This window comes from Treponema medium, assembly GCF_017161265.1.
GTDB classification, from domain to species: Bacteria; Spirochaetota; Spirochaetia; order Treponematales; family Treponemataceae; genus Treponema; species Treponema medium.
In genome coordinates this window covers 2,549,133-2,570,810 of sequence record NZ_CP031393.1, presented here as the reverse complement: position 1 = coordinate 2,570,810, position 21,678 = coordinate 2,549,133, and the positions used below count along the sequence as shown (strand labels likewise).

Genomic DNA, 21,678 nt, shown 5'->3' with positions numbered 1-21,678 from the left:
GATTATTCTTCCGCGTAATCCGCAGGTGGCTTTTCAATTTCAGCTTTGTACAAGTCGGCAGCTTCCGACGGCATCAGGTATTTTTTTGCCGCACCTGCTCCTGCTTGGAAGCTTTCTTCGTTCGGTATGTCGATGTGGGTAATAGCGCTGAGTTGTTCCAGCGTTTTTTCGATGGGTGCAGGATCGTTTACCTCTTGCTGTAAAAAAGTTTCGATTTTATCATGGTGTGCGATCGCCTCGTCGATGGCGGGATTGCTGCCTTTTTGATACGCGCCGACTTGAATCATATCTTCGGCATCGGCATAGACTGCCATCAATTTACGCATATACTGTGCTGCTTTTTTACTGCATTCCCCTGCGACGCGGTTTGCCAAACGGGAAATACTGCCGAGTACGTCAATGGCAGGGTAGTGCCCGCGCTGTGCAAGTTTCCGGTTAAGCACAATGTGCCCGTCCAAAATACCGCGTACCGCATCGGAAATCGGCTCGTCCATGTCGTCGCCGTCAACGAGTACGGTATAAAACCCGGTAATCGAACCTTTTGCAGAAGTTCCGCTCCGCTCAAGCAGTTTAGGCAGTACCTCAAAAACGCTCGGAGTGTAGCCGCGGGTTGCCGGCGGTTCTCCGATCGCGAGGCTGATTTCGCGCTGAGCCTTGGCAAAGCGGGTAACTGAATCGAAAAGGAGCATCACATCCTTTCCTTGGTCGCGGAAATACTCGGCGATTGCCGTTGCCGTGTATGCGCCGCGGATACGGGCAAGCGGGCTGGTATCCGATGTAGCGGTTACCACAACCGAATGCTTGAGCCCTTCAGGGCCGAGGTCGTGTTCCAAGAAATCGTTTACCTCGCGGCCGCGTTCGCCGATAAGCGCAATAACGTTGACGTCGGCGCTCGTGTTCCGCGCAATCATGCCCATCAAGGTTGATTTACCGATACCGGAACCGGCAAAGATACCGATACGCTGCCCCCTGCCGACAGCAAGGAGTGCGTCGATAGCACGGATACCGGTTACGATTCGTTCTTTAATGGGGCGCCGTTCCATCGGATCGGGCGGCGGCGTAAGAATAGGGTAGTGAAGGGGAGAGTAGGGTTCCTGTTTACCGTCCGCCGCCCTTCCAAGCGAATCGACAACACGGCCGAGCAGTACCGACCCGACTGGTACGGAAAGCATTGTGCCGCTCGCGATAACCTCACAGCCGATTTCCACTCCCTGTATATCTTCGTAGGTCATCAGCTGTACGGTTGAACCGTTTAAACCGATAACCTCGGCGATAATACTCTCTGTGTTATCTTTTAGATTGATTCTGCATAATTCCCCGACGGAGGCTTGCGGGCCGCGGCTTTCGATAAGAAGCCCCTGCACCCGGCTGACAACACCGGTGCGCTTAATGGGTTCCGTTTCGGAAACTGCGTCAAGGTATTTATCAAAAGGCGACGTCATAAGCTACTTTCGATTTGAAGACCCGTCGGAGGAAGCCGCCCGCGTCCGTATCGGAGATATTTCGAGGATGCGTTGTTCAAGCTCATGCAGCTGAGAGGCGATACGTGCATCTACCGAACCGAAGTCGGTTTCGATAATACAGCCGCCCGCATCGACCGATAGGTCTTCCACAACAGTGATGTTTTTGATATTCTCTGCTGCTGCCAAGAAGTCTTTGGTATGCTCGCTCGTTAAACCGACATCGGCAAGGTTTACCCGTATAATGACATCGGCGCGCCCTTTTACCTTGCGCAGCGCATGGATAATATTCGATGTTACAACATTTCGCTGATTTTCGGAGATTACTTTTACAATCTTGCGGGTCATCAACAGCACGAGGTCGACAATCTGCTGTTCCGTTTGCGCTAAAATCTCCTCGCGTTTATCCATCGTGCGTTCGATCATTGTATGGAGCCGCTCTATCAAGCGGGTTACTTCGACTTTTCCTTCTTTAAATCCCGCTTCCCGTCCCGCATCGAAACCTTCGGTAAAAGCTTTCTTTTGTGTAGCCGCTTCGGTTTGTTCAGCCTTATCGACAATGTCGGCGGCTTTTTTCTCCGCCTCGCTGACTATTTCTTGAGCCTGTTCGCGGGCTTTTTGCGCATCGATTTGGGACACATCCATCTGCCGCTTTGCTTCTTCAAAAGCGGTTTTTTTTGCGTTTTCGATAATTTCATCAGCTTCACGGTGAGCGTCGGCAATGAGTTGTTCTTTTTCAACTTCCCATTGACGCTTAAATTCTTCCGCTTCGTTTTTGAGATCCTCCAGTGTTGGCCCTTCGGGAACCGGAACAGCTTCTACCACCTCGGTAGTAGTTTCCGGTTCAAAGGTTTTCGCTAATGCCAGCACCATATCGCCGTTGAGCTTTTTAACTTCAAAATCACGAAAAATATTTTTAGCCACTTTCAGAATCTCCTTTTGCCGATCTCACTATGCTGTTTGGGTTAGACAATCATCTCGTCTTCGTCGGAACGTGCAATAACAATATCGCCGTTGTCCTCCAAGTGCCGGATAATCGAAACAATCTTCTGCTGTGCTTCTTCGACGTCCTTCAAACGGGTCGGTCCCATATATTCCATTTCTTCTTTTAACATGCTTGCCGCACGTTTGGACATATTTCTGAATATCTTATCCTGTACTTCGGTATCGACAATCTTAAGCGCTTTTGCAAGCTCTTCACTGTTAACTTCACGCAGCACCTTCTGAATAGAACGGTCGTCGAGCATAACGATATCTTCGAATACGAACATGCGTTTCTTGATCTCTTCCGCAAGGTCGGGGTCTTGATCTTCAAGCGATTCGATAATCGACTTTTCGGATGACCGGTCGACAAGGTTGAGGATTTCAACGATGCTTTCGACACCGCCTGCTGCCGTATAATCTTCGCTGGAGAGGGTAGAAAGCTTCTTTTCGAGTACCCGTTCAACCTCGCGCAAAACATCGGGCGAAGTTCTATCCATCGTTGCAATACGGCGAGCTACGTCGCTCTGAATTTCATCAGGCAGGTTCTGCAAAATAACCGATGCTTTTTGCGGTTCCAGATATGCAAGGATGAGTGCAATGGTTTGCGGGTGTTCCTGCTGAATAAAGTTTAAAAGATGCGCCGGATCGGTACGCCGGATAAAGTCGAAGGGACGTACTTGCAACGAGCTGGTGAGCCGGTTGATAACCTCAATCGCCTTTTGGCTGCCCAAAGATTTCTCCAATAATCCGCGCGCATAATCGATACCGCCGGTCGTAATGAAGTTTTGAGCCGCCATCAGTTCCTGGAACTCTTGTAATACCGCTTCTTTCAGCTCTGATTCAACCGTTTCGGTACGGGCGATTTCGAACACGAGTTTTTCGATTTCGTCCTCGCGCATTTGTTCCATGATTTTGGCGGAGATTTCTTCTCCCACCGCAACCAAGAAAATTGCCGCTTTTTGCCGCCCGTTCAGCGATTTTATATCTTTCTGCTTTTTACTGTTTGCTGCATTCGCTTTTTCTTTTGCGGGTGATACTGCCATACTATTCCTCCATCAACCATGTGCGCAGCAGCAATGCAACATCTTCAGGATGCTCACGCGCATTGTTTATCACATTTTCTAACAGTTCGCGCCGTTTCATCTCTTCTACGGACATTGAAACTTCCATACCAGCCTGTTCCGCTTCCCACAGTGCTTTTTCGCGTTCAAGCTGATGCTGCCGCAAAAGCTCTTCTTCGCGGAGCCGCTTTCTACGTTCGATTTCGCGGCTGACAATACGGTAGACGATAAAGATGAGCAACAGGAATGCTAAGCTGATCAGTAATATCCATCGCCGCTGAACGGCTCTAAAATAAGCTTCATCTTCTTTTTCAAATTCCGCTAAGCGGTCGAATTGGATGTTAAGAACGCTTACCGAATCGTTCCGGAGTGCGTTGTATCCGATTGCGTTTTGTACCGCTTGTGTCGCTTTCTGCAATTCTTCATCTGAAATTGGGATATACTCACGCTCAATCTGTCCGTCTTTAATGATGAGATTGCCGTTTGCATCTTTCTTTTTGCGCCATTGCCCATCGATATTGACCGATACGGTACGGCGTCCCATTTCAGGACTGACAATCTCGGATGTTCTCCGGCTGCCAATTTCTTCATTTGTTTTTACAATCGACTGCGTAGACAAGCCTGTTAAATTACTGGTGTCTTTGTATGAAGGAGCAGTTTGACCTTCCACACCTGCCGGACCTTCGGGATTAAAGCCGGTACCCTGATAGGTTGTCGTAGCAGTTTCCGAAGAGCGGGTAACCGAAGCGCGTACCTCGGATTCATCATACGGGGTTTCAGGATTGTCCGGTCTCAGCTGGAAGGGCAAGAATTCTACCGTTTCTGCGGTCTTTTCCGACATATCCATGTCGATCTTAATACTGAGATCTCTGACACGATCGATTCCATACGTCTGCTTTAAGAGATTCAGTATTTTTGCTTCATACTGCATTTCCAACTTTGAGATAAGCTTTTGCTGCTTTTCTATAACAGATAAGCGGTCAAAGTCCTTCATACCGTCAAAATCGTTGAGAATATTTCCATTATTATCTGCTATGGATATGTTTTCATCCTTTAAATCCGAAACGGCATATTTAAGCAGCTTTTGAATGCCTTCAATCTTTTTACGGTTTGTGCTGATGTCGCTGCCCGGCTTAGGATACAGTATAACGCTGGCAGTTGCCGGCACTTCTTCACCTTTCAGAACGGTTTCTTTTTGAGCAGGATTGATAACAACATTTACATCATCGATATCATCCAACGCTTTAATGTGTTTACGGATTTCCTCGGTAATGGCGCGCCGTAGGTCGATATTGCGTTCAAAGTCCGTCCGTGTCCAGCGCTCTACATCGAACAGTGCCCACGGGTCGGTATTCTGCGGAATAAGGTCTTCACGCAAGAGGATAGCGCGCATCCGGCGAGCAGTTTGCTCGTCATTCACTGAGATAACACCCGATTGGGAAACGGTCGCTTTCACATTTTCTTCGTTGAGCCTGAGAATGATACGTTCTCTGACCGTTGCATCCGTTACCGGAGTATCGATGAGCGGCACAAGTGAGGGTTTAGCCGACCATGAAGTAAGCAAGACGATAATGACAACCGCCGCAACAATGACAGCTGCCAATATGCCTTTTTGAATAGGCGTCCACTTACTCCACAGTGTTTTGATTTGTGTTAATGTTTTTTTAAACCATTCGTTCATGTGTCCTCCCCCTTACAGAACGAACCTGCTACAATAATTATAACAGCTCCATTATCTGGTTATGGTAATATCATTCCAACTTTTTACGACGCGGTCTATCAGCGTCTGTGCAATTTTCAGCGACATACCGGCTTCCGCCATTGCGATGGTAATATCGTGTACGTCTACGGATTCCGGATCGACAATCATCTGTTGTCCGAGTTCCGCAGTCCGCTGCTGTTTTGCATTTACTTCGTCAAAGGCTTTGAGCAGGGTCTGTTCAAAGCTCATTGCTTTTTTATTTACTGCCGTATCGACTAAATCCGTATCCGAAACCATGCGGCTGCGGAAGTTATCGACAGCGATCGGCGCTATTGCCGGATTTTTCATAATAGCCGGAACCTTATACAAGGTTGCCGTATTGGTTATTGTCATAGGTGCCCCTTATCTCGTTAGCGTCCGATTTCGAGCGCACGCTGAAACATTTCTTTTGACCCCTGTACAACTGCCGCATTCGCTTCATAAGAACGAGACGCGGAGATCAGGTCAACCATTTCCGTTACGATATTCACATTCGGATATTCAACGTAACCCGCTTTCGGCCCCGACAGAATTGCATGGGGATGATCGGGCTCATACGACAACCGCGGTTCTGAGTTATCTTTTTCGATGCCGGTTACGCGGACACCCGTGCCGACTCCTCTATCCATATCGGAAGAAACAAAGGGGAGCCGCCAATCGATGCCGTCATTTTTCTGTGCAAGAACGACGCGGCTGCGGCGGAAATAGCCTCCTTCCTGTGAACTGGTAGTGGAAGCATTGGCGATGTTATCGGAAATAACATCAGTCCGTAGCCGTTCGGCGCTCATACCGGTCGCCGCTATGTTGATACTGCTGAAGATACCCATTTACTGCTCCTTATTTCAATACCGACTGTACTTGGCTGTACTGAAAACCGGTCATCTGACTCAACAGCTGATACTGCATCTGAATCTTGAGGATATTCATCGCTTCTTCCTCAGCATCTACGTTGTTGCCGTTTGCCTTCGCCGTCGTGGTATAGTCCAACACACGCCGCGGAGAAACCGAACGATAGTCGATAACACCGTCCGACTTAATATGACGGGGATCGGTTACTGCTAACTGAAACTGCCCCGCAGCCCGTTTTTCGGAATCGAGCGCATGTTTTAACTCCGTTTCAAAATTGACCGATGTCCGCTTGAAATCCGGTATTTCCGAGTTTGCAAGGTTATTTGCCGACACGGTATAGCGGAGTGCGTTTACATCAAGCGCACGGTGTAAAAGATCAACTGTCTTTTGAAAGCTGTTTATGTGCATCTCAACTCCTCTAAATTATTCGTATACTCATATATCGGCATTATAAAAATTCCCTTGAGGAACGTTACAGGATATAACGTGATAAATCTTGATCCTGTACGATGTCTTTTAACCGTTCATCGACATACGCGCGGTCTATTTCGACGGTTTTTTCGGTCATATCGCTTGCGTTAAACGAAATATCCTCCAACAGCATTTCCATAATCGTGTGGAGGCGGCGGGCGCCGATGTTTTCCATCGTCGAGTTGACCTCCGCTGCGAGGTTGCTCATACGCTCGATTGCTTCATCCTTAAAGATGATGGTAAGTCCTTCGGTTTCGAGCAACGCTTTATACTGTTTGGTTAATGCGTTTTTAGGCTCAAGCAGAATCCGCTTAAAGTCTTCCGCATGGAGCGATTCCAACTCTACGCGCAGCGGGAAGCGTCCTTGAAATTCGGGAATAAGGTCGCTTGGTTTTGAAATGCTGAAAGCCCCCGCCGCGATGAATAGGATGTGGCGGGTATCGACCACGCCGAACTTTGTGTTGACTTTGGAGCCTTCTACGATAGGAAGAATATCGCGCTGTACTCCTTCGCGGGATACGTCGATGCCGCTGCTTCGCTCGCTTTTGGAAGCAACTTTATCGATTTCGTCGATGAAAATGATGCCCATTTGCTCAACCCGTTCTTTTGCTTCTTCTACAATCTTATCGTGATCGACGAGCTTATCGAGCTGATCGTTCATAATGATCATGCGGGCTTCTTTTACGCTGGTCGTTTTACGCTTGCTTTTACCGGCACCCATCAGCATACTGCTGATATTCGACATCGCGCTTTCGAGGTCTTCCATACTGGAACCGCCGGCAAAGATTTCAAAACTCGGCATACCGGACTGCTGTACGGAAACTTCTACCATTTTATCTTCAAATTTGCCGTCCCGCAGCATCTTGCGGAACTTTTCCCTCGTTTCGTGCATATCGTCTTCAGCTTGATTGCCGTCTTCTGCCGAATTGACTTCCACTCGAATTTCCCTGCTGTTTTCATCCTCTGCATCATGTTCCGATCCGGCGATTAAAAGCGGCTTAGAGCTTTCTTTCCGGTTTCGCTTCTTTTTGTTGGAGCCCGGCAGTAAAAGGTCGAGGAGGATTTCCTCCGTGTTTTTTTCCGCCTGCGCTTTCAGCGTTTCTTGCACTTCGCTTTTTACCATAGAATAGCCGACAGCCATCAGGTCGCGGATCATCGATTCAACGTCGCGGCCGACATAGCCGACTTCGGTGTACTTTGTCGCCTCTACTTTAAGGAACGGCGCTCCCGAAAGTTTTGCAAGCCGGCGGGCAATCTCGGTTTTACCTACGCCGGTCGGCCCGATCATCAGAATATTCTTCGGCGCTATTTCTTCGCGGATTTCTTCGCTCAATTTGAGCCGACGTGTCCTATTTCGCAGAGCAACGGCAACAGCCTTTTTCGCCTTTGTCTGCCCGATAATATATTTGTCAAGCTCCGCCACAATATGCGGAGGGGTGAGTTCATCCAAGTTGATTGTCATAATCGTATTTTCCTCTCGTTATCAAATTTCCTCTATATGTACGTTTTCGTTGGTGTATACGCAAATCTGTCCGGCGATGTTTAAGCTTTTTTCTGCAATTTCGCGGGCAGACAAGTCCGTGTTGCGGAGCATAGCGAGTGCTGCGGCATACGCATAATTGCCGCCCGATCCGATTGCGAGCACATCTTCTTGCGGTTCAATGACATCCCCGTTTCCGGAAATCAGCAAAATGGTCTTTGCATCTGCAACCAACAGCAGTGCTTCAAGATTTTTCAGCATTTTGTTGGTGCGCCACTCTTTGGCAAGCTCAACCGCAGCGCGGGTAATGTCTCCGCCGTATTCCTTGAGCCGCCCCTCGAACTTTTCGAGCAGTGTAAAGGCATCTGCCGTTGCGCCGGCAAAACCGGTCATCACTTTACCTTCGTAAATCTTGCGGACTTTGCGGGCATTGCCTTTCATTACCGTTTGCCCCATCGTAACCTGTCCGTCACCTGCCATCGCAACCTTTCCGTTTCGTCTGACGGCAATAACGGTCGTACTCCGCACCTTCGTTTTTCCCATGTATAACCTCATTAACGGTATTAAGATATATTGATATCAGCTCTTATTATACCATACTATACTTCTTTTGAAAATATACGGCATATCTACTGCACGGAACTTGCTTCGCAAGCCGCGTTAGCGGATGCGATAGTCATTTCCTTACAGAATAAGTCGATAGGTTTGCAGTTTTTTAGAGGTTCCTAATTATATATCAGCTTTCGTTCACAAAGACACGAGGAACACGTTTGTGGATGCCACAGGTGATTTCGTAGGGAATAGTGCCTGCAATGTCTGCCAGCGTTTGTGCGCTGTTGTCCTGCGGATTTGGGCCGAAGATACACACTTCGTCCCACCGTTGTACCCACGGGTGCGCGCCGAGGTCAATCATGCATTGATCCATACATATTTTACCGATAATCGGGAAGAATTCGTTACCGATGCGTACTTTTAGTCCGGGCGAAAGCGCTCGACGTAAACCGTCCGCGTATCCGATCGGAAGGGTTGCGATATAGGTATCCTGCGGGGCTGTCCAATTGCGCCCGTAGGAAACGCAGGTTCCTGCACGTATCTGCTTTATCAGCACTACCTGCGTTACCAGCTCCATAACGGGTTTTACGTCGATAGCCGTTACCGTATCCTGTATGGGCAGGTAGCCGTAGGCGAGGAGACCGGGGCGCACCATGTCGAACTGCGCTTCGGGCATCATCTGCACCGCGCCTGAATTGGCGGCATGAACGAGCGGGATGTGTATGCCTGTCTGTCTGATTGCTTCGACGGCATCGCTAAAACGTTCCAGCTGACCTTTTGTAAAGGCGCGGTCGGATTGGGAATCGGAATCCGCAACGGCAAAATGCGTTGCGACACCCTGCAGCCGCAAATTTTTTGCCCGCACAATTTGGGTCGCCAGTTTTACCGCTTCAGACGGTTTGCAGCCTATTCTGCTCATACCGGTATCTATTTTGAGATGCACCGCAACGGTTTTCTTTTGCGCATCGGCCGCGCGGTTGAGTTCATTGATAAATTCCTCATCGATAACAAGCGGTTCCAGTTTATAGTCTATAATAGAATCTATTTCTTCTAAAATCGGCAGACTGAGCGAAATAATCGGGGCGACAATGCCTGCCTCTCGAAGCTCTATACCTTCCTGCACGGAAGCAACAGCGAGGTAGGAAACTCCTGCACGAATAGCTGCAATCGCTGTTCGTATGGCTCCGTGTCCGTAAGCATCTGCTTTAACCGGTAAACATATCTTTGTTTCCGGTGCGAGGGTTTGTTTGATTTGAGTAATGTTATGTTTCAGATTATCCAGATGGATAATCGCTTTTGTTGCACGCATGGGCGGCATTGTACAGCAAACGGCAAATAATTGCAATTTATATTTTTTGTCAACCGCGTTTAACCCTTGACATTATTTTTATCAGTGATATACTAACGGCATATTTGTAAGTTTTAGCTAATTAGTTGAGGGCTTTATGTATATTACACAGAATAAAAAACATGCCTTTGCCGCAATTTTGTTCGCTTTATCGTTCATATTTATTCCGGTTAGCGGACTGTATGCCGCAAACGACGAAGAGGTGCTGGATTCGTGGACAGGAATTGTAAAAAAGATGGAAGTGCACCTCAATAATGCCTACGATCTTTATACTCAAGGGAAATCCAAAGAAGCGTATGACGAAGTGAACGTTGCCTACTTTAGGTTTTATGAATCTAAAGGGATGGAAAAGATAACGATGGGATATCTTTCCGGTGCCCGTAAAACAACGGTGGAAAATGCGTTTTATGAATATCGTCGAAATGTATACAGCGATAAAGACAACGAGATGGTAAAAGCGCATAAAGATAAGCTTATTGCAATGCTTTACCATGATGCAGCCGAGCTTGACGGCACGTTGGACGAAAGCGGCAGCGAGACTGCAAATACCGCTCAATCGGCAGTTGTTGCAACGTTTATTTCCTGTTTTGTATTGGTACTCCGCGAAGGCTTGGAAGCAATCCTTGTTATCGCCGCTATTATCGCCTATCTTGTAAAAACGGGAAAAAAGAAATATATCATGTCGGTATATGTCGGTGCGTTGGGCGGTATCTTGGTTAGTATTCTGCTGGCCTTTTTGTTCGGCGCTGTTGCCGGTGCTCAGAGCGGCATCGCTCAGGAAGTTTTTGAAGGCATAGGTATGTTTGTCGCAGTTATCGTGTTGTTCTATGTCAGTAACTGGATGCTTTCAAAGTCCGAAACCGAAGCATGGGAACGGTACATTCATAAGAAGGTTGAAGCATCGGTTTCTACCGGAAATAAATGGGTCTTAATTTTCGCGGCCTTTATTGCAGTTGCGCGTGAAGGCGCCGAGCTTATTCTCTTTTTCCAGGGTGTTCCCATTCATGGAACGAGCGGCCGGAATGCAATGATCTTGGCGATTGTGCTATCAGCGGTTGTTTTGATTGCGGTGTTCCTAGTATTTAGGTTCTTAACCGTGCGTCTTCCGCTTAAACCTTTCTTCTTGGTTACCAGTATATTGATGTATGCGATGTGCTTTTCGTTTACCGGAAAAGGTGTGTCGGAACTGCAAGCTGCCGGTGTTGTCAATAAGACCGTTATTCCGTGGATGGGCTTTGAAATGGACTTCCTCGGTATTTATGCAACGTATGAAAGTCTCATTCCGCAGATTATCGTACTTGCGGTGATTATCACAATGTCTGTTGTATATGCAAAAAAGAATAAACAACAGCGTGCTCAAATTGAAGCTGAAAAGGCGAAGATTGAGCAAAAGTAAAAAGATATAGGGCGATCTCAAAAGCAAAGTTTTTGAGATCGGCGATGACAACTGCTTTTGGGCTGCCGGATTGCGGAAAATAACCGGTGTCCTGCAAGGCTGTAATGAATGTGAAACAAAAAGAAAATAAAGATATTTATAGGAGGATAGTTTCAAAATGAAGAAAACCGTATCTTTTCTTTTTGCACTGATTGCAATCGCTTTTGTGCTTGCATCATGTGAAAAACCTGCGCAAAAGCAGGAAATGGCAAAACCCGCTGCAGAACAAAAAGCTGCGGCTCCTGCACCGACTGAAGAAGAAGCTGCAGGTTTTGATGAGTTCCCAATCGGAGACGAACAGGATGTAGGCCCGCTCCACATCGGTGGCGTTTACTTCCAGCCGGTTGACATGGAACCTGCCGGAAACAGCCTTTCCAAGAACGAAGCTGACTGCCACATCGAAGCGGATATCCACGCAAATGATGAGGGTAAGGTGCTTGGTTACGGCGTGGGCGACTTTGTTCCGTATCTTCATGTTAAGGCTTATGTTCAAAAGCAAGGCTCGAGCAAAGTGCAGGAAGTTGCATTTATGCCGATGAATGCCGATGACGGCCCCCACTACGGTGCAAACATGAAGTTCGAAGAAGGTCTCGGCAAATACAATGTCAAATTCGAAATCAAAGCTCCGGGGAATGATTACCTGTTGCACGTTGACAAAGAAACCGGTGTTACCGGCCGTTTCTGGACGGAACCGCTCGTTGTCGAATGGAAAGATTTTGAATGGAAAGGACCTCAGTGGTAAACAGTATGCAGTTTTAAGGCGGTGCCGGTTCATTTAAACAGTTAATCGGTATGCCTTACAATCAACCTGTTTGGAAACTTCCGTTTTGGGACAGGTTGCTTTGGAAACTGCTTTGCCACACTAAGCGGTAACCGTTATTCTTTCTTTGCAAGATACTTCTATTAAAAGGTATATTTTGGGAAAGAGTGGCGGTTACCGCCGGTTTTTTCTTGGAGGTGTATCATCTTAAAATTTTATATAAGAGTTTTTGAAGCAGGTATCGCCTTTGCATTGGTGTTAGCCGTTGTATTTGCTTCATTTAAAACTCAAGAGTCCGAGAGAACGGAAGAATCCGAAAAAAAAAACGGCTTGTCGTTTTAGCAAGTATGCTGCTGGGCTTTGTCGGCAGTATTGTCTCAGCAATTCTTAGATCAATTCCCAACTATATAAATAGAACACGTTTCGCTTTTTGGTGCATGGTTCCTGTTACCATCGCACTTCTCTTTTTACTCATCCTGCTTTTTATTTCACCCAATCTTAAACGAAAGATAGCGCATATATATGAAAATCTTTTTAGTGCGGCAATTTTCTTGTATGCAGCCTCGATGCTGTTTTACTATCTTCCCGTTATCATCATGCTGGCAACCACATTGGTTAATTACGGCGAGAGCGCAGTAAGTACGATTGTCTTATTCAGACTGATAGGCTATGTACTCGGTATTGTGTGTATGCTGTGCGCCGGTTTAGCGATCTATAAAACGTTGATTAAATTATCGGCCATAGAACTCAAGGTATCGGTTGCCGGAGCTCTTTGCATTTTCGGTGTTACGCAAGTAGTTGTTATTTTACAGCGCCTCTATTCGTTGGGGATTATTCCTCGCAACGACTTTATCTTTGCATTCATTGCCGCGGTCGTAAACCATGGAAATTTCTTTACCTTTGCAATTATCCTATTCATTATGATTCCGCCGATTATCCTCTGGCGGAAGAACCGGACAATTACGGAAACATATCACAACAATGCAGAACTGCGGAAACTGAAAGCGCAAAAGCGCAACGCACGCCGGTGGGCGAAATTTTCGCTGGTCTTGCTGATCGGTTCGGTTTTATCTCTGTCTGTGTTGCGGCACTATGTCGACCGAGAAGTTCCGCTTTCGCCGCCGGAAAATTATACGATTGCCGACGGTATGGCGATGATTCCTATTTCGGAATTGGAAGATGATAAGCTGCACCGGTATGCGTATACTTCGGAGCAGGGGATTGAAGTCCGGTTTATTGCCATTAAAAAGAGCGAAGGCTCTTATGGCGTAGGACTTGATGCGTGCGATATCTGCGGTCCTACCGGATATTTTGAACGGAACGGGGAGGTTATCTGTAAACTCTGCGATGTCGTGATGAACAAGGGAACTATCGGCTTCCCGGGCGGATGTAACCCTGTGCCGGTTGCGTATATCATCCACGATGAAAAGATCAAGATAAAGATAGCCGATCTTGAAGCGGAAGCGCACCGCTTTAAATAGGAATATCCAGATGGAGGTTCGATAGCAATTATGTTTTGGAGAATGATAGCCGGTTCCCTCTTCCGTCAGAAAGGGAAGATGGCGATGATTGCGTTTACCATTGCGCTAGGTGCGAGTCTTTCAAGCGCAATGCTCAATACGATGCTCGGAGTAGGGGATAAGGTAAATCAGGAGCTGAAAACCTACGGAGCGAATATCAATGTCGTGCATAAAGAGGCCTCGCTTCTCGATGATATTTACGGAGTAGAGTCGGGGAGTACCAAAAAGTATTTACGCGAGGATGAGCTGTATAAAATTAAGACTATATTTTGGGCGTACAATGTTGTTGACTATGCTCCGTTTTTAAACGTGTCCGTTGAATATAAGGGCCAAAATAAGCCCGTCCGTCTGACCGGTACATGGTTCGATTATAAAATAGACTTGCACACCGGACAGGAAGTTATTACCGGTATCCGGCGGATGCGAACGTGGTGGGAAGTAACCGGTACATGGGCTTCCGATACCGATGATTCCGCCTGTATGATCGGCAGCCTCTTTGCGGGGAGAAACGCTATTCATGTCGGCGATGTGATCGAAGTAACAGGCCCTGCCGGAAGTGCATCGTTGACTGTTTCCGGCATATTCAATTCGGGCAGCAACGAGGATGAGTACATCTTTACACCCCTTCATACGGCGCAGCGCCTGTTAGGAAAAACCGATGTGTGCGAAAGCATTGAGGTAAGTGCGCTTACGACGCCCGATAACGACCTCGCACGAAAGGCCGCGCGGAACCCTTTGAGTTTAACCATCAAAGAGATGGAGGTATGGTACTGCACCGCGTATGTCAGCAGTATCTGCTATCAGATTCAGGAAGTGATTACCGATGCCGTTGCAAAACCGGTGCGGCAGGTCGCCGAATCCGAAGGGGCGATTTTAAATAAGACAACGCTGCTGATGCTCTTAATCACAATTTTGAGCTTGCTCGCTTCCGCATTGGGAATTTCCAACCTTGTAACGGCAAGCGTGATGGATAGACGCGCGGAAATCGGTTTAAAGAAAGCGATCGGCGCGAGCAACACGGCGGTTACCGTATCGGTACTGACGGAGATTATGATTATCGGCTTAATCGGCGGAACAATCGGCTACTTTGCCGGATTGGGTTTAACGCAGATTATCGGACGGAGCGTATTCGGTTCGGCTATTCCTCCTGCGCCGATGGTGATTCCGATTGTCGTGCTTATCATCTTTCTTATCACCCTGCTCGGCAGTCTGCCTTCGGTACGGTATTTACTCAAGCTCAATCCTACGGAGGTGCTGCATGGAAAATAAAATGCACGTCGAAAGCGGAAAGAGCGGATACGGGAGTGAAACGCTATGACAAGAAATAGAATGTATTTAAAGATGATTACAAGCTCGCTGATACGCCGCCGTTCACGGATGCTTGTCGCGTTGTTGGCAATCGCAATCGGCTCTACGGTGCTGTCGGGTTTGTTAACTATTTACTATGATATTCCGCGCCAGATGGGGACGGTGTTCCGGTCGTACGGCGCAAATTTGATATTCCTTCCGGCGGAAAGCGAATCCAAGATTACGCAGGAGCAAATCGGCGCTATTAAGCAGGTGATTGACCCTGAGAAGCTGGTCGGTTTTGCGCCGTACATCTACCAGTCGGCAAAGGTAAACGAACAGCCGTACATGATCGCCGCGACGGATTTGGCAAGCGCAAAAAGCAATAGCCCCTATTGGCTTATTCGCGGGGATTGGCCGCACAATAAAAAGGAAGTGCTGATCGGGCACGAAATAAGCCGCAATATCGAGTTGTCGGTCGGCGATACCTTTATCGTCAATACACCGAAGCCGAACGGCGATGTTACCGTCAACGAATGTACGGTGTCGGGCATTGTTACCACCGGCGGCGTAGAAGAAGAATTTATCTTTATGAGCCTTGAGGATATCAAAGGTATTATCGGGTACGATGATCAGTTTGATGTTATTGAATGCAGCATCGACGGCAATCAGGAATACCTTAAATCGATAGCCGACACCGTGTCGAAGCAGGTGAACGGTATTACGCCGCGGCTCGTAAAGCGTGTAACGGAATCTCAGGATGTGGTTTTGAGCAAACTGCAGGCACTCGTGTGGATTGTTACCATCATCGTGTTGTTCTTAACGATGATTTGCGTAACGACGACGATGATGGCGGTTGTCGCAGAACGCAGAAAAGAAATCGGTTTGAAAAAAGCGCTCGGCGCTTCGAATAGCAGCGTCGTGAAAGACTTTATGGGCGAAGCGGTGATGCTCGGATTGATTGGCGGTATCTTGGGCGTGGTATTAGGCTATGTGTTTGCGGACAACGTGAGTATCAGCGTATTCGCCCGCGAGGTTTCGTTTCCGGTGCAGCTCGCGCCGTTTACGGTCATTGCCTCGATTATCATCACGATTGTTTCCTGTTTATTCCCGGTACGCGCCACGGTAGACATCGACCCCGCTTTGGTTTTACGCGGGGAGTAGCAAAGGAGGATTATATGGATATTTTAACATTGAACGGAATTTCAAAGATTTACGGCGACTTAAAAGCCTTAGACAACATAAACTTAAACGTAGAAGAAGGCGAGTGGCTGTCGATTATGGGGCCGTCCGGTTCCGGTAAGACGACGCTGATGAACATCATCGGCTGTATGGATAAGCCGTCGCTCGGTAAGATTGATTTGGCGGGGCAGGATATTTCAAAATTATCCTCAAAGGAATTAACCGTTGTCAGGCGGGATACCATCGGATTGGTCTTTCAGCAATTCCACCTCGTCAACTATCTTACCGCGCTTGAGAATGTGATGATGGCGCAGTATTATCACAGTATGCCGGATGAAGAAGAGGCGATGGAAGCGCTTGCGAGTGTCGGCTTAAAGGAGCGGGCAAAGCACCTGCCCAATCAGCTGTCGGGCGGAGAGCAGCAGCGCGTGTGTATTGCCCGCGCGCTCATCAATCACCCTAAGCTCCTGCTTGCGGACGAACCGACCGGCAACCTCGATGAAAAAAACGAGCGGTTGGTTATGGAGATTTTTGAAAAGCTGCACAATACCGGCAGTACCATTATCGTCGTTACCCACGATCCGGAGGTTGCCGATCAGGCGGAACGGATGGTTGTACTTGAGCACGGAAAAATCGCGCGCGTTGAAAAGATGAGCAGAACGCGACCGATGCTGCAAAAATAAAATATGCAGGGAAAACGTACCGGAAGTGTTCTAAATGCGTACTGACAGTTTTCTATTTCGCAAAATTGAAAAAATATTGATTTTGCGAAATAGAAAAGCTATACTATAACTATGAAAATTATTCCGAGACTTTCGTATTTAACACAGCTCATTCAAACCGTACAAACACCGGATATAAAAGTGATCACCGGTGTTCGTCGTGCAGGTAAATCAAAGCTCCTTGAATCGTTTATCGAATATGTAACAGCGCATATTCAAAATGCCAACATTATCAGAATTAATTTTAATGCCTTAGAGACGGAACCTCTTGCGGAGTATCATGCTCTATATCATTTTATCGAAGAGCATTTTATGGTGGAAAAAGAAAATTTTCTTTTTATTGACGAAGTGCAAATGTGCCGCGGCTTTGAAAAAGCGATAAACGCTCTGCATACAAGCGAAAAATATCATATTTATATTACCGGTTCAAATGCTTTTTTGCTCTCAAGTGATTTAGCAACCCTCTTTACGGGTAGAACATTTGAAATTCATGTTCTGCCATTTTCGTTTAATGAATTTCTTGCCTATTTTGACGATGAACAAAATGATATCTATGCAGCGTTCGATGCATTTGTACGGCAAGGCGGTATGTCAGGCAGCTATCTGTATCAACAAGAAAAAGAAAAATATACGTATATTACGAGTGTCTTTGAAACGCTAATTGTTCGGGATATACGACAAAAGTATAAAATCAGAAATCCGGGATTATTGGAAAAGCTTGCGAATTTTCTGATGGATAACATTTCATCCGAAGTTTCTACGAGGAGTTTAGCAGACACTCTTACCTCGTATAAAGAAAAGACGAATGATAAATCTATCGGATCATACTTACAGTATCTTACGAATGCCTACGCATTCTATAAAGTCCGCCGGTATGATATTCGCGGTAAAAAATATCTTGCAAGTCAAGACAAATACTATCTTTGCGACCATGCGTTCAGATATGCAAAGCTCGGAACAAAGAACCTCGACTTTGGGCGCATGTACGAAAACATTGTTGCGATAGAATTGCTGCGGCGCGGCTATGAAGTCTATACTGGAGTACTCTATAAAAAAGAAATTGACTTTGTTGCAATCCGGCATGATGAAAAAGTGTATATTCAAGTCAGCGATGATATTACACATAAGCAAACATTTGAACGGGAAACGGCTCCGCTTTTTCAAATAAAAGACGCCTACCCTAAGATGATCATTGCGCGGACACGGCATGAACAATATCAATATGAAGGTGTCCGTATTGTTGATATAGCGGATTGGCTGAGGGCGGATACATAGAACATCGGAAAGTTGAAATCTTCAAGAAAACGTACTATAGTGCAATATATTAATTGGTAATGTGTAATTGTACTCATTACTGGAGTAGTTGCTACATTTATGATTAAATATCTATAGAGATAATGTAGTGCGGAATTTATAATAAAACTGATCCATACGTAAATCACCAAGGAGCGGAAAATGGAAAAAATATCTTTGCGTATATTCACAATTACATTGGCACTTGCGGCGTTTTGTTTTGCAGGGTGTAGTAAAAATGAAGGGACGGCGCAGCAGACCGGACAATCGGCACAGGAAACGCAGACTGAGGTACGGTATAAAGACGGCATTTACAAAGCGGTTTCCGGTATTAAAGACGATTGGGGCGGAAATGCCGAGGTAACGATAACGATTAAAGACGGTAAAATTACTGACTGTGAATTTCTATCCTACGAGAAGGACGGAACGCTGAAAGGCGAGGACTACGGCAAAACCGACGGAGTGATTAAGAATGCCGGTTTATACAAAATTGCGCAGAACGCAATTAAGAATGCCGAAAAGTACGGACCGAAACTGGTTGAAACGCAACAGCTTGATAAAGTGGATGCGATTGCCGGCGCGACCGTATCTTATGAACTGTTTGAGAACGTAGTCGGTATTGCGCTTAAACAGGCGAAGGCGGAGTAGTAACGATGGCAGATTCCGAACCGGTCAAAAAATTAACGGTTATCGAACTTGCGAAACAGAACCTTAAACGCAAGCCGTTTAGGACGGTGAGTTTGATTGTGCTGACCGCGGTGCTGGCGTTCAGTCTTTTTGCAGGCAGCTTTTTGGTCAAGAGTTTGAACGGCGGAATGCAGTCGCTGTCGAACCGGCTGGGTGCAGACATCATTGTCGTACCGCAGGGGTATGATTCAAAAATCGAAAGCGCACTGCTGCGGGGTGAACCGAACAGCTTTTACTTTAAGTCCGAGGTCGTAGACCGCCTTAAAAAGATTGAAGGTGTTGATCTCGCTTCTCCGCAGCTTTTTATCGCAACCCTTTCCGCCGGATGCTGTTCGTTTCCGTTGCAGGTAATCGGCATCGACTTTGATTCCGATTTTAATATCAAGCCGTGGCTCGAAAAACAGATTCGGTTACCGCTTACCGATAACCAGATTGTCGTGGGCAGTAACATCGTCGGGGATACGCATTCCGAGGTTAAGTTCTTTAATCAGCCTTTTGTGATTACGGGGCGGCTCGCAAAAACCGGTATGGGCTTCGACAATTCCGTGTTTATGACAATTGAAAATGCAAAGCGGCTTGCAAAAGAATATGAGCGGATTATGGAACATCCGGTTGCACAGGATGAAGATCTCATCTCCAGCGTTATGGTGCGGATAAAACCGAATGCCGATGTCAAAACGGTTGCTAAGCGTATCCTCGCTGAGTTTGAAGGCGAACAGATATATCCTCTTATTTCCAAACGGATGATGACCAATATTTCTGCAAGTATTGCAAACCTCAATGTGTATATTTATGTGCTGCTTGCGCTGCTCTGGCTGTTGTCATTCATTGTACTTGCGGTGTCGTTTTCTTCGATATTCCATGAGCGGAAAGAAGAATTCGGAATGCTGCGGATTATCGGCGGTACAAATAAAAAACTTGCGCAGCTTGCTTCTGCCGAAGCGTTTATCATCAGTGCATCAGGTGCGGGAATTGGAACGGTACTGTCCTGCTTAATTGTGCTCTTGTTTAATCAGGCAATTATCGCCGGTCTTAAAATGCCCTTTCTTACGCCGCCGGTTTTGTGGATACTGTTGTGCGCCCTTTTAACCTTATCGGTTATTTCGGTTATCGGCCCGCTTGCCGCACTCAAAACCATTCACGGATTTACCAAGCAAGAGCCTGCGTTACAGCTGCAAGGATAGGGATTATCTATCCGTTCCAACATTCCGCAACTGCCGGTTTTGATAATCTGCCACAATTCCGTGCAGTTGCAATTTTGCAGGAAAACACTGTCATGGCTGATGATAATGAGTGCGCATGATATTTTTGCAAGGGCAGTTTCGAGAAGTCTGGCGGAAAGAATATCCAAGTGATTGGTCGGTTCGTCCAAAATAAGAACTTTGAGTGGGTTTGACATTGCAAGTGCAATCATGAGCTTGCGGAGTTCGCCGGGACTGATCCGCTTGCTGTCAGTAAAGGTAAGCAGCGCTTTGGGATTCGATCCCATGCGGTACACCGTAGAAAGAATTTCACTTCGCAGTTCTTTATCAAGCGAGAAGAAGTGTGCTAATACTGCTTGTTCTTCTGCTTTCGGAATTTCCTGCGGCAGATAAAATGAAAGACTTTCTCCATCGCTTTTCTTTTGCAGATCAGCTTCCCGTATCCGGTTTAATATTGTATGTGCAAGCAATGTCTTTCCTGTTCCGTTGGCTCCCGTCAGTGCAATGCGGGACTGCTTTTGCACCGTCAATTCGGGAATCTGCAAGGTATAACTGCCATCTTCTCCTGCAGTGATGATTTGCGGCGGCAGGTGTATGAGTACCTTCGGAGTGAACACTGACGTGTCTGCTTGCGCCGGAGAAAACCCTTCCTTACGGTTCAGCGGTTTTGCTTGAGCATCGCGGCGTTTTTCAGCTTGTTCACGGCGGCTGTCAAAACATTTTTTTACGATGCCCGGCGTACGGTCTTTACCGGTAACAATGGCAAGGCGAATTTTTTGTGCTGCATCGTGGTCTTTGCCGCCGTACACATTCCTCAGGCGGTTCTTAGAATGTTCTGCCTCGCGCTGCCACATATCTGAAAGTGCTTTTGCTTTTGAAACCCCTGCATCCGCTTTATGCCATTCCGAAAGGCAGGAAGCTCGCTCTGTGTCCCAAAGTTCAAGCGCTGTACTTACATTCGCAGCATAGAGCTTACCTCTGATTGAATCGGCTCCGTCTGCGAATGCTGCCGATTCCCGATATAAGTAGAAGGTAGCGGTACACAATGAATCGGCAAAGGCGCGGTCATGACTGACAATGAGCCCTGTGCCGGTAAACAGTTTTAAGGCATTTATAATGAGCTCTTTTGAAACGGCATCCAAGTGATTGGTCGGTTCGTCAAGCAGCAGAACCGAAGGACGCTCCGCTAAAGCACAGGCAATTTGCAGCCGCTTCTTTTCTCCGCCCGAAAGTGTTTCCCAGCGTTCAAGCTGTTTTGCCGTAATATTAAGCAGCGAGAAAAAGCGACGCACTTCGTTATCCGCATCCCAGAACAATGTATACGCAGTATCGGGCAGTTCCGTACTGTTTTGCGCACAGTATACTGCCGATTCGCATTTAATTATCCCTGAAAGCGGCGGTAGCATCCCTGCGATTAATTTGAGTAATGTCGTTTTTCCGCAGCCGTTTGCACCGGTAATACATGTCCAATGGGATGCTCCTCCAAGCGCTGCGGAGAATCCGTCGAATAATATCTCCGCAGAATCCGGATATGAAAAAGAAATATCTTGTAGTGTTATCATTCCGAGAACTGCTCCAAAATAAAATCTAAATATGTTTTACTCGATGCCATAATTACCGATGCCTTACGATTTTTTTATTGAT

The 21,678-nt window shown here is 46.9% G+C and carries 20 protein-coding genes; 9 read left to right on the top strand and 11 right to left on the bottom strand.

Going from position 1 to position 21,678, the window contains the following annotated elements; genetic code table 11:
- Positions 1–2: 2 nt before the first annotated feature.
- From fliI to alr, 10 genes are all read right to left on the bottom strand, one after another.
- Entirely contained in the window at positions 3–1,442 is a 1,440-nt protein-coding gene (gene fliI / locus DWB79_RS11280; protein WP_016524173.1) for a flagellar protein export ATPase FliI, read from the bottom strand.
- Between the two features lie 3 nt (positions 1,443–1,445).
- Positions 1,446–2,384: a flagellar assembly protein FliH gene (gene fliH, locus DWB79_RS11275; RefSeq protein WP_016524172.1), complete on the bottom strand. Its 939-nt coding sequence runs from the start codon at positions 2,382–2,384 to the stop codon at positions 1,446–1,448.
- Between the two features lie 41 nt (positions 2,385–2,425).
- Entirely contained in the window at positions 2,426–3,487 is a 1,062-nt protein-coding gene (fliG, locus tag DWB79_RS11270) for a flagellar motor switch protein FliG (protein ID WP_016524171.1), read from the bottom strand.
- Between the two features lies 1 nt (position 3,488).
- Positions 3,489–5,186 carry a flagellar basal-body MS-ring/collar protein FliF gene (fliF, locus tag DWB79_RS11265; protein WP_016524170.1) on the bottom strand — a complete coding sequence of 566 codons (1,698 nt, stop codon included), beginning with the start codon at positions 5,184–5,186 and terminating at the stop codon, positions 3,489–3,491.
- Between the two features lie 51 nt (positions 5,187–5,237).
- Positions 5,238–5,600 (bottom strand): flagellar hook-basal body complex protein FliE, encoded by a 363-nt coding sequence (gene fliE / locus DWB79_RS11260; RefSeq protein WP_016524169.1) that lies wholly within the window; start codon positions 5,598–5,600, stop codon positions 5,238–5,240.
- A gap of 17 nt (positions 5,601–5,617) precedes the next feature.
- A complete protein-coding gene (gene flgC, locus DWB79_RS11255; RefSeq protein WP_016524168.1) occupies positions 5,618–6,073 on the bottom strand; it encodes a flagellar basal body rod protein FlgC in 456 nt (151 codons plus the stop codon).
- A gap of 10 nt (positions 6,074–6,083) precedes the next feature.
- Entirely contained in the window at positions 6,084–6,503 is a 420-nt protein-coding gene (gene flgB, locus DWB79_RS11250; RefSeq protein ID WP_016524167.1) for a flagellar basal body rod protein FlgB, read from the bottom strand.
- Between the two features lie 64 nt (positions 6,504–6,567).
- Positions 6,568–8,028 carry an ATP-dependent protease ATPase subunit HslU gene (gene hslU, locus DWB79_RS11245; protein WP_016524166.1) on the bottom strand — a complete coding sequence of 487 codons (1,461 nt, stop codon included), beginning with the start codon at positions 8,026–8,028 and terminating at the stop codon, positions 6,568–6,570.
- A gap of 21 nt (positions 8,029–8,049) precedes the next feature.
- The gene (hslV, locus tag DWB79_RS11240; RefSeq protein ID WP_016524165.1) at positions 8,050–8,589 is read right to left on the bottom strand and encodes an ATP-dependent protease subunit HslV; all 540 of its coding nucleotides are present in this window, start codon (positions 8,587–8,589) and stop codon (positions 8,050–8,052) included.
- 193 nt (positions 8,590–8,782) lie between these two features.
- Positions 8,783–9,907 (bottom strand): alanine racemase, encoded by a 1,125-nt coding sequence (gene alr / locus DWB79_RS11235; protein ID WP_040859730.1) that lies wholly within the window; start codon positions 9,905–9,907, stop codon positions 8,783–8,785.
- Between the two features lie 136 nt (positions 9,908–10,043).
- Here alr and DWB79_RS11230 point away from each other — a divergent pair, with 136 nt between their 5' ends.
- From DWB79_RS11230 to DWB79_RS11190, 9 genes are all read left to right on the top strand, one after another.
- Entirely contained in the window at positions 10,044–11,342 is a 1,299-nt protein-coding gene (locus DWB79_RS11230; RefSeq protein WP_016524163.1) for an FTR1 family iron permease, read from the top strand.
- A 157-nt stretch (positions 11,343–11,499) separates the two neighbouring features.
- The gene (locus DWB79_RS11225; RefSeq protein WP_016524162.1) at positions 11,500–12,123 is read left to right on the top strand and encodes an iron transporter; all 624 of its coding nucleotides are present in this window, start codon (positions 11,500–11,502) and stop codon (positions 12,121–12,123) included.
- 365 nt (positions 12,124–12,488) lie between these two features.
- Positions 12,489–13,622: a Fe-S-containing protein gene (locus DWB79_RS11220; protein ID WP_016524161.1), complete on the top strand. Its 1,134-nt coding sequence runs from the start codon at positions 12,489–12,491 to the stop codon at positions 13,620–13,622.
- Between the two features lie 30 nt (positions 13,623–13,652).
- The gene (locus DWB79_RS11215) at positions 13,653–14,930 is read left to right on the top strand and encodes an ABC transporter permease (RefSeq protein ID WP_016524160.1); all 1,278 of its coding nucleotides are present in this window, start codon (positions 13,653–13,655) and stop codon (positions 14,928–14,930) included.
- A 45-nt stretch (positions 14,931–14,975) separates the two neighbouring features.
- Positions 14,976–16,112 carry an ABC transporter permease gene (locus tag DWB79_RS11210; protein WP_016524159.1) on the top strand — a complete coding sequence of 379 codons (1,137 nt, stop codon included), beginning with the start codon at positions 14,976–14,978 and terminating at the stop codon, positions 16,110–16,112.
- Positions 16,113–16,126: 14 nt separating this feature from the next.
- A complete protein-coding gene (locus tag DWB79_RS11205; RefSeq protein WP_016524158.1) occupies positions 16,127–16,813 on the top strand; it encodes an ABC transporter ATP-binding protein in 687 nt (228 codons plus the stop codon).
- Between the two features lie 111 nt (positions 16,814–16,924).
- The gene (locus DWB79_RS11200; RefSeq protein ID WP_016524157.1) at positions 16,925–18,127 is read left to right on the top strand and encodes an ATP-binding protein; all 1,203 of its coding nucleotides are present in this window, start codon (positions 16,925–16,927) and stop codon (positions 18,125–18,127) included.
- A gap of 180 nt (positions 18,128–18,307) precedes the next feature.
- A complete protein-coding gene (locus DWB79_RS11195; protein WP_016524156.1) occupies positions 18,308–18,793 on the top strand; it encodes an FMN-binding protein in 486 nt (161 codons plus the stop codon).
- 5 nt (positions 18,794–18,798) lie between these two features.
- Positions 18,799–20,016: an ABC transporter permease gene (locus DWB79_RS11190; protein ID WP_016524155.1), complete on the top strand. Its 1,218-nt coding sequence runs from the start codon at positions 18,799–18,801 to the stop codon at positions 20,014–20,016.
- On the opposite strand, the gene DWB79_RS11185 is transcribed toward DWB79_RS11190, so the two are convergent.
- On the bottom strand, positions 19,971–21,596 hold the full coding sequence (locus tag DWB79_RS11185) for an ATP-binding cassette domain-containing protein (RefSeq protein ID WP_016524154.1): 1,626 nt from the start codon (positions 21,594–21,596) through the stop codon (positions 19,971–19,973). The two genes, DWB79_RS11190 and DWB79_RS11185, sit on opposite strands and share 46 nt — an antisense overlap.
- Positions 21,597–21,678 lie beyond the last annotated feature (82 nt).